We start from the raw sequence: 13,896 nt of genomic DNA, 5'->3' as shown, positions 1-13,896 counted from the left end.
AGCCGGTCGGTCTTGGGCCGGCCTGGCAGGTTCTTGACGTGCGCCGCGTTGACCAGCCAGGTCTCAAAGGTGTCTTCCAGCAGGTAGAACGGCGCTTTCCAGTAATCGCCCGTTGCTTCCATGACCACGCGTGTCACGCCCTGGCACAGCAGGAAGTCCCGCAGCGACAGCAGCGCGTTCGTGGTCGTCGCGTACGTGCGGGTCTCCTTGACCCGGCGCCGCGCGACGCGTTCGTGCGGGGTACGGACACACACCACCAGCGTGGCCTTGCCGAGATCGAGAGCCGCCACCCGCTCGATGATGAGTTCCTGCTCGTCGTCTGCAGTCGCAGTCACCATGCCTCCGAAGTTCCAGTCGGGGAAGGGAAGTGGCTGCTCGCGGGAGCCTCGGGCGAGCGCGATTCTGACTCGCGTGCTCGAAGCAACAATCCACAGCCCAGGCAGGCTCCCGGCGTTCAGACTACATTTCGGGCTCACAGCCCCAAGTACCAGCGACGTCGGCGAGCAACCACACCCAATCTTCACGCCTCATGGCGTCCCCCGGATACCGGCGACTACATTCGTAGATTCGTTGGAACGGCGTGGCCGCGGTTGCGGTAGTGGCTGAGTAGCGCTCTGGTTTGGTGAAGGCGCCGGAAGAGGGACCATTCCAGTACGTGGCCGACGGTGTTGGTGGCGGGGATGAGGAGCCGGGCCAGGACTCGGCAGATTTCGGCGACGGATGGGCCGATCAAGAAGGTGCCGGGTGCGGGTGCGCGGTGCGGTGCGCGTGTTCTTTTCCCTGATCGTCGCCTGGATCGTGTAGGTCATCGGGATGGGCGGGAGCGTCGTCGTCGGGTAAGTGGGCGTGGGTGACCGCGAGGAAGGCCAGCGCGAGCATGACGGTGGTGACGTGCCGGTGCCAGCCGGTCCAGCTGCGGACCTGGTACTGGGTGAGGCCGAGCAGGTCCTTTCCGGTCTCGTTGTTCTCCTCGATCTTCCAGCGCATCCCGGCGGTCGAGATGAGCTCGGGGACGGCCGTGCCGTGTACGGCGTGGGCGAGGAAGAACGCGATCTCCTCCGGGTGGGTGGTGCTGCGCCGGATCAGGAGCGTGTGGGTGTATCCCGGGGCGGGGTCTTGGCCGCTGACGGCGACGGCGATGGCGCTCCAGTCATACAGGCGCAATCCTTTGCTGCCGGCCCCGCAGGCGCGGCGTTCCCAGATGGAGGCGTCGCCGTGGGCCAGCAGCCGGTCCAGGACGTGCCCGGCAGGTTCGGCTTGGCCGCGAACGTCGATCAAGGGCACATCGACGGGAACGGCCAGCACGTAGCCCACCTGGTGCTGGTGGCAGAAGGCCCGCAGGTCGGGGTCACGCCCGTAGGCGGAGTCGGCACAGAAGTAGCGAAACGGGGTGGCGGCGGTGAGTTCCTCGGCCAGCATGGCGATGGCCAGGGCGGGCTTTGTCGCGAAGGCGACCTGGTCGGGAACGCCTGCCTCGGCGCGGCGAGCCAGGTCACCGGCCCAGGCTTCGGGGAGGTACAGGCGGCGGTTGATGAAGGCGTGCCCGGCTTCGGAGGCATAGGTGAGCATCGGCATCACCTGGCAGTTTTCGACCTGGCCGGTCAACCCGCAGTACTGGTGGGCCACTCCGACCGATTTCGTTCCCTTCTTGATGGCTGTGGTGTCATCGGCGATCAGCACCGCATCGGGCCGCCCCAGACGCTCCACCACGTAGGTCCGGATCTCATCACGCAGCAGGTCGGCGTCCCATTTCGCGCGGGCGAGCAGGTGCTCGAACCGGTTGGCGTTCGGATGGCCGATGTGGTCCGACAGTTGCCAGGAGTTCTTGCGCGGCACCTCGCCGAGGAAGGCACGGACCAGGTCCCCGAAGACGGCACGGGGTTCCGGCCGTTTGAACAGCGGGCCCGCGACCCGCTCGGTCAGGGCCCGAAGCTCGGCATCCCACGACATAACGAGATGGTAGGTGAGCGAATAGATCACTCACCGACTATGCGCCAACTACGCCCCGCATTCTCCATGTTTACCAAGATCTACAAATGTAGTACCGGCGACGTTACGGTATGACCCGGTCAGAAACGGTCCTGGTTATCGAGCAGACTGTTAGCCATGGTCAACACCTCGGCGCGGCTGCTGCGGCTGCTGTCTTTGCTGTCAACGCGGCAGTCCTGGACGTGCGCTGATCTTTCCGCCCAGCTGGAGATCACCGAACGGACGGTTCGCCGGGACATCGCCCGGCTACGTGAACTCGGCTACGGCATCGAATCGGAGATGGGCCCATGGGGCGGCTACCACCTCGGGCCCGGAACCAGCATTCCGCCACTGATCCTTGACGAGGAGGAGGCCCTCGCGGTCGCTGTCGGGCTGCGCACCGCCGCCTTCAGCGGAGTCTCAGGCAGCGACCAGGCAGCCCTGTCGGCGCTGCTGAAACTACGCCAGGTGCTGCCGGCCAGGATCGCCGACCGGCTCGGCGAGCTGGACGCCGCGTTCACCCACACCGCACGACCCGACGACAGCCAGATCTCCCCCGCGCTGCTGCTCGACCTGGCCACCACGTGCCGGCGAGGCGAACGCACCCAGTTGACCTACCGCGACCGGGCCGGAACGACGTCCACCCGCCGAGTGGACCCCTACCGGCTCATCTACACCGGCCGCCGCTGGTATCTCCTCGCCTACGACCTGACGCGGCAGGACTGGCGCACCTTCCGTACCGATCGCATCATCGATGCCACAGCCACCGGGCAGGCCACTGCCCTGCCCGACCCGCCAGATCCAGCACAGATGGTCAGCACGGGCATCGCGCTGAGGCCCTACCCGGTGCGGGTGACCATCCGCCTGGCCGTACCGGCCGATGAGGCCCGCACTCTGGTACCACTAACGGTCGGCGTCCACCACCCGGACGGCGATGACGCCACGATCATCGACATCGGCGGGCCAGACGCCGACGGCCTGGCCCGCTACCTGCTCAGCCTCGGCCGACCACTCCAGATACTGCACCCAGAAGAGGTCCGCCAGGCATTCCTCACCCGCACACAACAACTCCTCAAGGACAACCAGTGGCACAAACACCCGCCGATAGCTAACACGGCTACCTGCAGTGACGGATGTTGCCAGCCACCATGAAGTGCGACTGCAATCTTGACTGTCTCAATCGAGGAACCCTCAACGGACACGATCACCTAGGGGGCCGGACGTCCTTGACCAGCACTCCAAGCCGTCTCAAATGGGTGTCCGGAGGATTGTCCGGTGAACGGGGGGTATTCGTTAAACTCCGCGTCATGACCGGGATCTCGATCGGGTACGCGCGCGCTGCTCCACTGACAAACAGGACCTCGAAGCCAACCGACAGATTCTGCTCGAGCTCGGCGTGGCCGCCGACCGGATCTACCTCGACCGCGCCTACTCCGGCACCACCCGCGCCCGGCCCGGTCTCGACCAGGCCCTCGCCGCCGTGCGGCCTGGCGACACACTCGTCGTGCCGAAACTGGACCGGCTCGCCCGCTCCGTCCCGGACGCCCGCCAGATCGGCGACTCCCTCGTCGAGCGCCGCATCCGCCTACAGCTCGGCACGATGATCTACGACCCGGCCGACCCGATGGGCAAGATGTTCTTCAACATCCTCGCCACCTTCGCCGAGTTCGAGGTCGACCTGCTGCGGATGCGCACCCGTGAGGGCATGGCGATCGCCAAGGCCAAGGGCAAGCTCAAGGGCCGGGCGCCGAAGCTGTCCGCGCCGAGGCAGGCGCACCTGGTCAAGCTGCACGCCGCTGGCGAGCACACCATCGCCGAGCTGGCCGAGTTGTTCGAGGTATCCAGGCCTACCGTCTACCGTGTCCTCGAACGCGCCACCGCCGCCGGCACCCCGGAGGCCGCGCGGTGACCGTCCCGCCAGCCGGGCTCCTGCCCGCACGACTGCACGGAGCACCCGAGCACGTGTCGGCGTACGAGTTGTTGCAGTGCAGAGCCGCGTAACGCCACCGAGTACACAGCCGCCATCGACGTCCATAAGCTCAGCGGCGAGCTGGCGGTCGAGCCGACGCCAGCACACAGAAGTCATCGGCTACACCGGGTGATGTTGACGACCCCAGCGGCGTCCGAATCTGCCGACGTGAGTAAGCCGGATCAGAGGTCAGTCTCGATGCCCGGTGAGTGCCTTAGTGAACATCGCGAGATAGCCATCATGAGCCAAGCGCAAATCTCCGAGCTCATCTCTGGCGAACCACCCGATGGCGTCGTGTTCTTCCGGAGCGGCATTGGCCGGAGTTCCGGTCCAGGTTTCGACCAGCCAGATCTGCATGGTGAACGTCTCAGCACGGATTTCGCCCATCGGCGGGCCTACTGGCCGTGCAACGTCGATCCCTAGCTCCTCCCGGAGTTCCCGCGCCAGCGACGCGGCAGGAAGCTCCCCGGGCTCTACGTGGCCTCCTGGCAAATCCCAGACGTCGGGATACAGGCGGCGCTGGGCGGATCGGTGGCACAGCAGTAGCCGATTGCCGTTCCGGAGGAGCGCCGTAACTATGTGCGCCGGAGCAACACTCTGCGTGGAATGCGACACATGCGGATTCTGCCATGTTGAGCCTCCGCTGTACCGCCTGGCGAACGGCTACTCATCTGCCGCGATCCGGGCGTCTGGTTCTACGCGTGAGTTTTGGTACCGGCGGCGCGTGAGTCTTGGTACCGGTCTGTAGCCGGGTGGTGACGGTTCAGCGAGTTTTGGTACCACCGCCGACGTTGTGGTGAAACGTTGGGTGCGCTCTGGGGCATGAGGGGGCGTATGCGGTGCGAATGACCAAAGTGGAGTTGTTCGCCGCCATCCGGCGTGATGCCCGGGTGGAGGGGTTGCCGCAGCGGGCGCTGGCCGCCAAGTACGGCGTGCATCGTTGGATGGTGGCTGAGGCGTTGACGTCGGCCTGGCCCCGTCCGCGTAAGAAGATGCCGCCTCGCCAGTCGCGGCTGGACCCGTTCAAGCCAGCCATCGATCAGATGCTGTGGGCGGATCTGAGCGCTCCTCGAAAGCAGCGTCACACCGTCCGCCGGATCTTCCAGCGGTTGGTGGCCGAGCAGGAGATGGAGGGGGTCTCCTACTCGACGGTCTGCAACTACGTCGCCTGGCGGCTGCCGCAGATTCGGGTGGAGGCCGGCCGCGGCCCTCCGCCGGAGGTGCCGATCGATCAGATCCACAAGCCGGGAGTCGAAGCCGAGGTCGACTTTGGTGACGTGTGGGTCGATCTGGCCGGGGTGCGGACCATGTGCTATCTGTTCGTGTTCCGGATGTCGTACTCGGGCAAGGCGGTGCACCGCGTCACCGCATCCTGCGGTCAGGAAGCCTTCTTCGAGGGACACGCGCACGCTCTCAGCGTGCTGGGCGGGGTGCCGTCCGGCAAGGTCCGCTACGACAATCTGAAGGCTGCGGTGGCCCAGGTGGTCGGATTCGCCCGGGCGCGCGTGGAGAACCAGCGATGGGTGGCCTTCCGCTCGCACTTCGGCCTGGACGCCTTCTACTGTCGGCCGGGCAAGGATGGCGCCCACGAGAAGGGCGGGGTGGAGGGCGAGGTCGGCCGGTTTCGTCACAATCGCCTGGTCCCGGTCCCGAGCGTCGATTCGCTGGCAGAGCTGAACGCCATGATCGAGCGATGGGATCGAGAAGACGACCAGCGCAGAATCGGCTCGCGGATCCGGACCGTCGGTGAGGACTTCGCCACCGAGCAGCCGTTGCTGCAGCCGCTTCCGGAAGAGCGTTTCGAGACGGGCCGGGTGTTTCACCTGCGGGTGGATCGCCGCTCGCAGATCACCGTCCGTTCCATCCGATACTCGGTGCCGGTTCGGCTGATCGGGCATCCGGTGCGGGTCTTACTCCACGCCTCTCACCTGGTCATCTACCACAAAGGGGTCGAGGTCGCCCGGCATGAGAGGCTGGTCGCCAAGACAGGCTCGCGCCTGGAGCTGGATCACTTCCTGGAAGTGCTGCTGCGCAAACCGGGCGCGCTGCCCGGCGCGACCGCGTTGGAGCAGGCCCGTCAGGGCGGCAAGTTCACCCCCGTGCACGATGCGTGGTGGTCGGCTGTTCGCAAAGCGCATAGCGACGCCGACGGCACCAGGGCGCTGATCGAGGTGCTGTTGCTGCACCGCACCATGGCCCATGAGCATGTGGTGGCCGGGATCGCGGCCGCGTTGAAGGTGGGTGCGCTGACCTCGGACGTGGTCGCCGTCGAGGCACGCAAGGCCGCACACACTGACCCGCAGCCCACCCTGGCCGAGCCGGTGGCGCGTCCGGTCGGGACACCGGTGCAGCTGCCCGAGGACATCGCCTCCTTGACCCAGCACCGGCTGGCCACCCTGCCGGTCGATACCCGGCCGCTGCCCTCGGTGGCCGCCTACGACGACTTGCTGCCCAGCCGTCGTGCTCTTGCCCCGCCGCCACCAGCCAGGGAGACGCATCATGACCACCCATCAGCGAGGCCTGACCGAGCCCGCCGCCGAGACGGCCATCGACCAGGCCTGCCGGATGCTGCGGCTACCGACCATCCGCAGCCAGTTCGTCTCCACCGCCGACGCCGCCGAACGAGAGCAGCTCACCTACCGCGGTTTCCTGGCCGAACTGCTGATGGCCGAATGCGATGATCGCCAGCGCCGCCGCTCCGAGCGGCGCATCAAGGCCGCAGGGTTCCCGCGGCAGAAATGGCTGTCGGACTTCGATTTCGATGCCAACCGCAACATCCCGCCCGCGGTCATCCACACGCTCGCCAAGTGCGAATGGGTCAAGAACGGGCATCCGCTCTGCCTGATCGGCGACTCGGGGACCGGTAAGTCCCACCTGCTCATCGCCCTGGGCGCCGAGGCCGCCATGGCCGAGTACCGGGTCAAGTACGTGCTGGCCGCCAAGCTGGTCAACGAGCTCGTCGAGGCCGCCGACGAACTGATCCTCAACAAGACGATCGCCCGCTACCGGCGCTTCGACCTTCTCTGCATTGACGAGCTGGGCTACATGGAGCTCGACAAGCGCGGCGCTGATCTGCCGTTTCAGGTGCTGACGGATCGCGAGGAGACCGCCAGCGTCGCCATCGCCTCCAACAAGAGCTTCGGCGGTTGGACCAAGACCTTCACCGAGCCACGCCTCTGCGCTGTTATCTGACTGCCCTGGTTGGGTTGTCTACAACGTCTACAAAGTGGTGGCGAGCCTCCCTTTCGCAGCGTCTTGGACGGCTTATGTTGCTGTGTCTATGACGATCTTGGAGGTCCGGGTCCAGCACGTTGTCATGCCCTCGGGGGTGGAGTCGGCGACGCTGGTGCGTGATGGCGTGGTGGTGGAGCCCGTCGACCGCTTCCTGGCGCATCTGACAGCGATCGAGCGTTCGCCGAACACGGTGAAGGCCTACGCGCATGATCTGCGGGACTTCTTCGCCTTCCTCGAGTCGCGGGGCCTGACCTGGTCGGAGGTCAGCTTGGAGGATCTCGGCCGGTTCGTCGCCTGGTTGCGGCTGCCCGAGGAGGCGCGTGACGACGAGGTCGTGCCGCTGCCGTGGGTGGAGGGGAAGCTGTCGGCGGCCTCGGTGAATCGGAAGCTGTCGGCCTTGGCGTCGTTTTATGAGTTTCATCAGCGGCATGGCGTGGACGTGGCCGAGTTGTTGACGCGGTGGCGGCCGAGTGGCCGCGGCGGTTCGTGGCGTCCCTTCCTTGCTCACCTCGGCTCACGTCCCGAGCGGCACCGGACGCTGGGATTGCGGGCCGACCGGCGGGCGCCGCGGGAGCTATCCGCCGAGGAGATGGGCGAGCTGATCGAGGCCTGCGCTCGTCTTCGGGATCGGTTCCTGCTCAGTCTGCTACGCGGTTGCGGGCTGCGGATCGGCGAGGCGCTCGGGCTGCGCCATGAAGACATCGACGCCCGCCGTGGTGTGATCACGATCCGTCGGCGGCTGAACGTCAACCGTGCCCGGGCCAAGACCTGGTCGCGTGAGGTGCCCGCTGATGCCGCTCTGATCCGTCTTTACAGCGATTACCTGCACGAGGAGTACGGCGATCTGGACTGCGATTACGTGTTTGTGAACCTGTGGGGTCAGCCGCGAGGGCGGCCGATGAGTTACCCCAGCGTTGACCGGCTGACGCGGCGGCTGCAGGCCCGGACCGGGATCGAGTTCACCCCGCACCTGTTCCGCCATAGCTATGCCACCGGCCTGCTGCGTCGCGGCGTGGCGGTGGAGACCGTGCAGCATCTGCTCGGGCATGCGAGCATCAGCACCACGATCGATACCTATAGCCATCTGGGCATCGAGGACGCTCGCCGCGCCCTGGTGACCGCCGGAGCGCTCGACGCCCAGCGGCCGACGGGGTCAGCTTCATGACGGTGCTTCAGCACGCCGCCGAGTCGGACGGGCCGAGCCTGGCCGGTCGGCTCGCGCGTGAACTGCGTCCGCAGTTCGCCGAACCGGTGATCCTGGTCGATCCGTCCGATCCGGTGATGGGCGGGCCTTCATGCCTGGTCGCGGTCTGCGATCGGGTCGGCATCTTGAAGGGGATGTGCAGCGCTCACCGGCAGCAATGGACCGAGGCCGGGCGTCCCGACATCGCCGCCTGGGCGGCCACCGCGCCCACCCTTCGGCGCTGGCTGGCCGAACCACCCCGCTGCGCGGTGGCTTCCTGTCACCGCGCCCGTCGCGAAGCCGGGCTGTGTCACTCCCACGCGACGCGCTGGCACCAGGCCGGCCGCCCGGATCCGGAGCGTTGGGTGGCCGAGGGCGGCGGTGGGCCGCCGCTGCCGCGCACGGCCATGTGCCGGTTTCCCGAGTGCGGGCTGGATGCCGAAGGCGCGGCGGAGCTGTGTGAACACCACCGCAGCCGCTGGACGCGCAACGGCCGCCCGCCCGTCGAGGCCTGGCTGGCCGACTGCGCGATGATCGGCCTGGACCGTTTCGACCTGCGGGCGCTTTCGATGCCCATGCGCCTGGAGGTCGCCTACGCGATCCAACGCCGCGTTGATGAGCGGCGCACCAAGACTCGTCCCGACCAGATCCGGCGCTTGCTCCGCAAACTCCCGGGCAGCGGGGCTACTTCGCTGCTGGAGCGCAGCCCTGAGGATTGGAACGCCTATCTGGGGTTCTCCTCCGAACGCGGCAGCATCGAGCGGCGCTTCCTGCTGGATGCGATCGGCTACCTGCGCGACCTGGCCGACGGCGGCGGCTGGGACAGCGAGTATCCGCGGGATGTGTGGCTGCTGCGCCGTCTGGGCTATCCCGGCCGGGATGCGGTGCTGCGCTTTGACCGGATCGATCCGCTCTGGTTGCGCGCGTTGACCAAGCGCTGGGCGCGTTGGCGGTTGTCGACCGGGACGGCGCTGGCCACGGTCGTCGCCGACGTTCGTGCCATCAGCCGCTTCGCGGAGTCCTTCCCGTCTTTGCACCGCGGGCCTCAGGCGCTGACCCGTGAGTTGATCGAGGCGCACCTGGCCCACCTGGCGGCCTGTTTCCCCAACCCCAAGAGCCGCACCGGGCAGATCGGCAGCCTTGCCGGGCTGCTGCGGGCCGCCCGGCAACATGGGTGGGAACCACGCCTTGTCGCTCAAGCCGATCTTTACCGGGAGGACTACCCCCGGCTGAACGCCGGAGCGCCCCGGGCGTTGCCGGAGTCGGTGATGGCCCAGTTGGAGTGCGAGGAGAATCTGACGCGCTTTCCCGATCCGCGGGGTCGGCTCCTTGTGGAGATCTTGATGGGCACCGGGTTGCGCGTCGGCGACGGCTGCAAGCTGCCGCTGGACTGCCTCGTCTATGACGGGCAAGGCGCCCCCTACCTGCACTATGTCAATCACAAGATGCGCCGCGACGCGTTCGTCCCCATCGACGCCGACTTGGCCGAGGAGATCACCACACAGCAGCGGGCCGTCCTGGCTGCGTTTCCCAGCCCTGCCTACCTGTTGCCGCGTGCCACGCGGAACCTCGACGGGAAGTTCCCCTTCAGCCCGGGCACCTTCCGCGGTCAGCTCATCGAGTGGTTGCGCCTCTGCGACATCCGCGACGAACTCGGTCGCCCCGTGCACGTCACTCCGCACCAGTGGCGGCATACCTTCGGCACCCGCCTGATCAATAACGAGGTGCCGCAGGAGACCGTGCGCCGGCTCCTCGATCACGCCTCTCACCAGATGACGGCTCACTACGCCCGGTTGTCGGACGCGACCATCCGCGACCAGTGGGAACGCGCCCGCAAGGTGAACATCGCCGGACAGCAGCTGGCCACCGACGCCGGACCCTTGGCCGAGGCGGTCTGGATGAAGAACAACCTGGCCAGGGCGAAGATGGCGCTCCCCAACGGATACTGCGCCCTGCCGCTGCAACAGCGCTGCGAGTACGCCAACGCCTGCCTGACCTGCCCGGTCTTCGTGACCACTGAAGAGTTCCTGCCCCAGCATCGTCGTCAGCTCCAGCAGACCCGCGACTTGATCGAGCGCGCCGAGCAGCACGGGCATCAGCGTCTGGCGGAGATGAATCGCACGGTGGAGACGAACCTGCTGGCCATCATCGCCGGGCTCACCACCTGCCCCGGCGACAGCTGCGGCACATGCTCTGCGACGTCCTGCGGCTGCACCGCCCAACCATCCTACGACCCGGAGATCAACGATGCCGTCTGATCGAGCCGACCGACTGGCCGCGCATGCTCGTGCTCGTCATCAACAGACGTTGCAGCGAGCCGAGACCACGCTGGCCGACATGGTCAAGGACGGTGAGCCCGTCACGATCTCCCGGCTGGCCAGCAAGGCCGCGGTGTCACGAGCCTGGATCTACACACAACCCGATCTCCGCGCCCAGATCGAACAACTCCAACAGCACCCACAACGACAGTCTGTCTCTCGCGACTCGACCAGCGTCAACCGTGCCACCACGGAATCGCTCAGGCGCCGTCTCACACTGGCCCTTGAGACACTCACGCAGCTCCGCGCAGAGAATCAGCAGCTCCGGCAAGACCTTGCCCGCGTTCACGGACAGCTCCGCCAGGCCAAGACGCAATCCGCGCCACCGCCGGAAGCCATCCAAGCGCCCTTCTGAAGATCGAGAATGAGATCGTCATGGACAAGTGTCCAGAACGCGAGATCCTTGATCGCTGGGCTTTCAGCGCTGTGAGTCGAGATAAGCGCCGCCATCGTCGACCGGCTCACCTTCAACGCCACCATCATCGAGACCGGGACAAGCTCCTACCGCATGGCTCAAACCCGCGCCCGGGCACAGGCCGGCGAATCGGCTTGATCACAGTGTCATGCGTCAAGGAGTTAGCAGGGTTTGATCTTGGTATAGCGGGGCTCAGTACGTGTACGTTTAGCCTCCGGTTAGTGAGATTTTCACCGTACGGGTATCTGCAACAGCGCAGATCACAGCGGTGGCGGCTGGCTCGTCTCGTCCCCCGCCGGTACGTCGGAGGTTTCCTTTCGGTACGGAGCATCTGCTTGGCGTGGTGGTCAACTGGCCCTCGGTGCGGCCTGACCGATGAGTTTTGCGCGCCGTGCTGGTCTGTACGCCGAATACCGACTCACGGGAGGCTGACGCCATGCGGAAACTGACCTTCGCCATGAACATGAGCCTGGACGGCTACATCGCCGCGCCCGGCGACAACCTCGGCTGGAGCGTGCCGAGCGACGAGCTGTTCCAGTGGTGGTCCGACCGGGTGGACGCTACGGGCCTGGCGCTGTACGGGCGCAAGCTGTGGGAGACGATGAGCTCCCACTGGCCGACCGCCGACAAGCAGCCGGGTGCCACACCGGCGGCGATCGAGTTCGCCGGCCGCTGGCGGGACATGCCGAAGGTGGTGTTCTCCTCTACGACCAGCACGGTCGACTGGAACACCCGTCTGGTCACCGGCGACGCGGTCACCGAGATCACCAGGCTCAAGGCCGACGACGGCGGCCCAATGGACATCGGCGGTGCCACACTCGCCGCGGCGGCCATGCGGGCCGGGCTGATCGACGAGTACGCGATCGTCACCCATCCGGTCCTGGTGGGCGGCGGCACGCCGTTCTTCACAGCCCTGGACAACTGGGTGAACCTGAGCCTGGTGGAGACCCGGACGTTTCCCGACGGCGTGGTGCTGACCAGGTACGAGACCAGGCGCTGAGTGCCCGACGGCGGATCAGCGCGGGCTTCGGGCCACCCACGGATCTCGTGGCACTGTGTTCCGAGGCGATCGTGACGTCCCTGCCGGATCGATTCTGTTCTTCACCGCAGACGATCCGTCCGGATAGGGATCCCCTAACGGACGACCGCCACGCAGACCACTGGCCAGCTCGCGCCATCGGCATCTGGCACCTCCTCGGCGCCCTCGCACCGTCCTATGACCTTCATCAGCAGTGGCAAGAGCTCTGGCGGCCTTGAGACTGGTACCAAAACTCGTTCGCCGAACGACCCCTCAAGATCGAGAACTGGTCCCATAACTCACGCGAAACCCGGTACCAGCGCGCGTCCACCGATTCATTCGGTAAGCGCATTCCCGCAGGCCAGGATGGGGCACGGTACAAGGCCGCTTGAGGGACGTTGGCGTACGTTTCGGTACCGATGCAGCTCGCCTCTGATCTTGATGTCGAGTGCGGGGCAGGCGTCAGCGGCGTGCACCCGTTCTGGGATGTCACTGGATCCAGGAACAGGCCCTCAACGCGGTGGACACCGGCGACACCGACGATGATGAGGACGACTTGGAGCCGCTGCACTGATCGGCAGTGGCAGGACCGAACGGTCACTGACCGCGGCCGCGGTCGACGACCATGCTGGTGCTGTCGGTTATGGTGTAGGCATGGGTTGCTTCGCCGCTATGAACATCCGCGCCGCCGCTTAGCGGCGGTATCGCGGTTGCCGTAAACCGCGGCCTCATTGCCTGCCCCGCTGGGGTCAGTGCCAGGGCGTACCGCCGGATCAGTGTCCCGCCGGCAGCCCAATCGCGTGTCTCGCTGTGCTGTCGGATCGTCCTGCGTGATCCGGGGAGCAAATCCATGTCGCAGCAGTTCCATCCAACGCACCAAGATCCTTTCCCTCGCACGTCCGAGGCACTCCTTGCCGTCGCTGACAAGCTGGCCGCAGCCACCGCGAAAGCGAAGCCGAACCATGACGTGCAGCCCGAACCCGCCAAGCTTTTCCTGATGGTCGGGCTCCCCGGCGCCGGAAAGACCACCCGGGCCGAAGAACTCGCCGCGGCGCACCGCGCGCTGCGGCTGACCCCGGACGAGTGGATGATCTCCCTGTTCGACGGGTCGCAGCCCGACGGCAAGCGCGACATGCTGGAAGGACGGCTCATCGCACTAGCCCTGCAAGCGCTGCAACTGGGCACCAACGTCGTGCTCGACTTCGGGCTCTGGAGCCGCGACGAACGGTCGGCACTGCGCTGGCTGGCAACATCGGCCGGGGCAGCCTGCCACGTCATCTACCTGCCCATCGACAAGGACGTCCAACGCGCCCGGATCGCACACCGCCAGACAACCGCACCGCACACGACATTTCCGATGAGCGAGGCGGACATCGACACATGGCGGAAGCAGTTCCAGGCACCAGATGCCGCCGAACTCGGCGGCGGCGACATCCCCGGTCCGCCACCGGGGTGGCCGGGCTGGCCGGAGTGGGCCGCAGACCGATGGCCCTCGCTTGCACACGGCAACGCCTCCGAGGCACGGAGGCGACATCGGCCAGCGGCCGAGTGACCGATCCGTCGGGCACCGGGCAAGAGTGTCCACGCCTCGGCGAAACCTAGATCAACTACTCCGGCCTTGAGGTTCAGGAACACCCTCTCAACCCCGCCTTCGTCGCCCACCACCTAGTCCGAAAACAGGACCTCAGCTGGGCAGGCGGCAGTATCCGGCGGCGCGGGTGGGGCGCCGTTGGATCAGTCCCGGGTGGTTGTCAGCCGGTTGAAGTCAGCGGCAGGTGTTCCTCATCTGGA

Annotated in this window: 11 protein-coding genes and 2 pseudogenes; 10 read left to right on the top strand and 3 right to left on the bottom strand. The window is 66.6% G+C overall.

Features of this window, described 5'->3' with window-relative positions; translation table 11 throughout:
* Positions 1–338: IS110 family transposase (locus tag ACFLIM_RS49190; RefSeq protein ID WP_393177659.1), on the bottom strand; the 338-nt coding region annotated here is incomplete at its 3' end.
* Positions 339–729: 391 nt separating this feature from the next.
* Entirely contained in the window at positions 730–1,980 is a 1,251-nt protein-coding gene (locus ACFLIM_RS49185) for an IS701 family transposase (RefSeq protein ID WP_449291506.1), read from the bottom strand.
* Between the two features lie 126 nt (positions 1,981–2,106).
* Here ACFLIM_RS49185 and ACFLIM_RS49180 point away from each other — a divergent pair, with 126 nt between their 5' ends.
* The 3 genes and pseudogenes from ACFLIM_RS49180 to ACFLIM_RS50420 all read left to right on the top strand — a co-directional run bounded on the left by ACFLIM_RS49180 (position 2,107) and on the right by ACFLIM_RS50420 (position 3,877).
* Entirely contained in the window at positions 2,107–3,120 is a 1,014-nt protein-coding gene (locus ACFLIM_RS49180; RefSeq protein ID WP_393177655.1) for a helix-turn-helix transcriptional regulator, read from the top strand.
* Between the two features lie 193 nt (positions 3,121–3,313).
* Positions 3,314–3,688 (top strand): annotated as a pseudogene (locus tag ACFLIM_RS50425) (recombinase family protein); the annotation flags it as partial.
* Entirely contained in the window at positions 3,674–3,877 is a 204-nt protein-coding gene (locus ACFLIM_RS50420; protein ID WP_449291507.1) for a helix-turn-helix domain-containing protein, read from the top strand. The pseudogene ACFLIM_RS50425 and the gene ACFLIM_RS50420, both read left to right, overlap by 15 nt.
* Positions 3,878–4,126: 249 nt before the next feature.
* On the opposite strand, the gene ACFLIM_RS49170 is transcribed toward ACFLIM_RS50420, so the two are convergent.
* Complete coding sequence (locus tag ACFLIM_RS49170; protein ID WP_393177653.1) at positions 4,127–4,552, bottom strand: NUDIX domain-containing protein; 426 nt, start codon at positions 4,550–4,552, stop codon at positions 4,127–4,129.
* Between the two features lie 230 nt (positions 4,553–4,782).
* On the opposite strand from ACFLIM_RS49170, the pseudogene istA reads away from it, so the two are divergent.
* The 7 genes and pseudogenes from istA to ACFLIM_RS49135 form a co-directional block, all read left to right on the top strand.
* Positions 4,783–6,411 (top strand): annotated as a pseudogene (gene istA, locus ACFLIM_RS49165) (IS21 family transposase); the annotation flags it as partial.
* 25 nt (positions 6,412–6,436) lie between these two features.
* A complete protein-coding gene (istB, locus tag ACFLIM_RS49160) occupies positions 6,437–7,129 on the top strand; it encodes an IS21-like element helper ATPase IstB (RefSeq protein WP_393177651.1) in 693 nt (230 codons plus the stop codon).
* 88 nt (positions 7,130–7,217) lie between these two features.
* The gene (locus ACFLIM_RS49155; RefSeq protein WP_393177649.1) at positions 7,218–8,336 is read left to right on the top strand and encodes a site-specific integrase; all 1,119 of its coding nucleotides are present in this window, start codon (positions 7,218–7,220) and stop codon (positions 8,334–8,336) included.
* Positions 8,333–10,612 (top strand): tyrosine-type recombinase/integrase, encoded by a 2,280-nt coding sequence (locus tag ACFLIM_RS49150; protein WP_393177647.1) that lies wholly within the window; start codon positions 8,333–8,335, stop codon positions 10,610–10,612. Before ACFLIM_RS49155 ends, ACFLIM_RS49150 begins: the two co-directional genes overlap by 4 nt.
* The gene (locus tag ACFLIM_RS49145; protein WP_393177645.1) at positions 10,602–11,027 is read left to right on the top strand and encodes a DUF6262 family protein; all 426 of its coding nucleotides are present in this window, start codon (positions 10,602–10,604) and stop codon (positions 11,025–11,027) included. The genes ACFLIM_RS49150 and ACFLIM_RS49145 overlap by 11 nt, the downstream gene beginning before the upstream one ends.
* A gap of 496 nt (positions 11,028–11,523) precedes the next feature.
* A complete protein-coding gene (locus tag ACFLIM_RS49140; protein ID WP_393177643.1) occupies positions 11,524–12,087 on the top strand; it encodes a dihydrofolate reductase family protein in 564 nt (187 codons plus the stop codon).
* A gap of 868 nt (positions 12,088–12,955) precedes the next feature.
* Positions 12,956–13,657, top strand: a complete 702-nt coding sequence (locus ACFLIM_RS49135) for an AAA family ATPase (protein ID WP_393177641.1) — start codon at positions 12,956–12,958, stop codon at positions 13,655–13,657.
* Positions 13,658–13,896 lie beyond the last annotated feature (239 nt).

The sequence above is a fragment of the Nonomuraea marmarensis genome (genome assembly GCF_043197025.1).
Taxonomy (GTDB): domain Bacteria; phylum Actinomycetota; class Actinomycetes; order Streptosporangiales; family Streptosporangiaceae; genus Nonomuraea; species Nonomuraea marmarensis.
The sequence above is the reverse complement of the archived record's forward strand: the minus strand, read 5'-3'. Positions and strand labels throughout refer to the sequence as shown.

Excerpts from the sequence above, each read along its gene's own strand:
- ACFLIM_RS49180 (WP_393177655.1), top strand. The coding sequence starts at position 2,107 with ATGGTCAACACCTCGGCGCGGCTGCTGCGGCTGCTGTCTTTGCTGTCA.
- ACFLIM_RS50420 (WP_449291507.1), top strand. The coding sequence starts at position 3,674 with ATGGCGATCGCCAAGGCCAAGGGCAAGCTCAAGGGCCGGGCGCCGAAG.
- istB (WP_393177651.1), top strand. The coding sequence starts at position 6,437 with ATGACCACCCATCAGCGAGGCCTGACCGAGCCCGCCGCCGAGACGGCC.
- ACFLIM_RS49155 (WP_393177649.1), top strand. The coding sequence starts at position 7,218 with ATGACGATCTTGGAGGTCCGGGTCCAGCACGTTGTCATGCCCTCGGGG.
- ACFLIM_RS49150 (WP_393177647.1), top strand. The coding sequence starts at position 8,333 with ATGACGGTGCTTCAGCACGCCGCCGAGTCGGACGGGCCGAGCCTGGCC.
- ACFLIM_RS49145 (WP_393177645.1), top strand. The coding sequence starts at position 10,602 with ATGCCGTCTGATCGAGCCGACCGACTGGCCGCGCATGCTCGTGCTCGT.
- ACFLIM_RS49140 (WP_393177643.1), top strand. The coding sequence starts at position 11,524 with ATGCGGAAACTGACCTTCGCCATGAACATGAGCCTGGACGGCTACATC.
- ACFLIM_RS49135 (WP_393177641.1), top strand. The coding sequence starts at position 12,956 with ATGTCGCAGCAGTTCCATCCAACGCACCAAGATCCTTTCCCTCGCACG.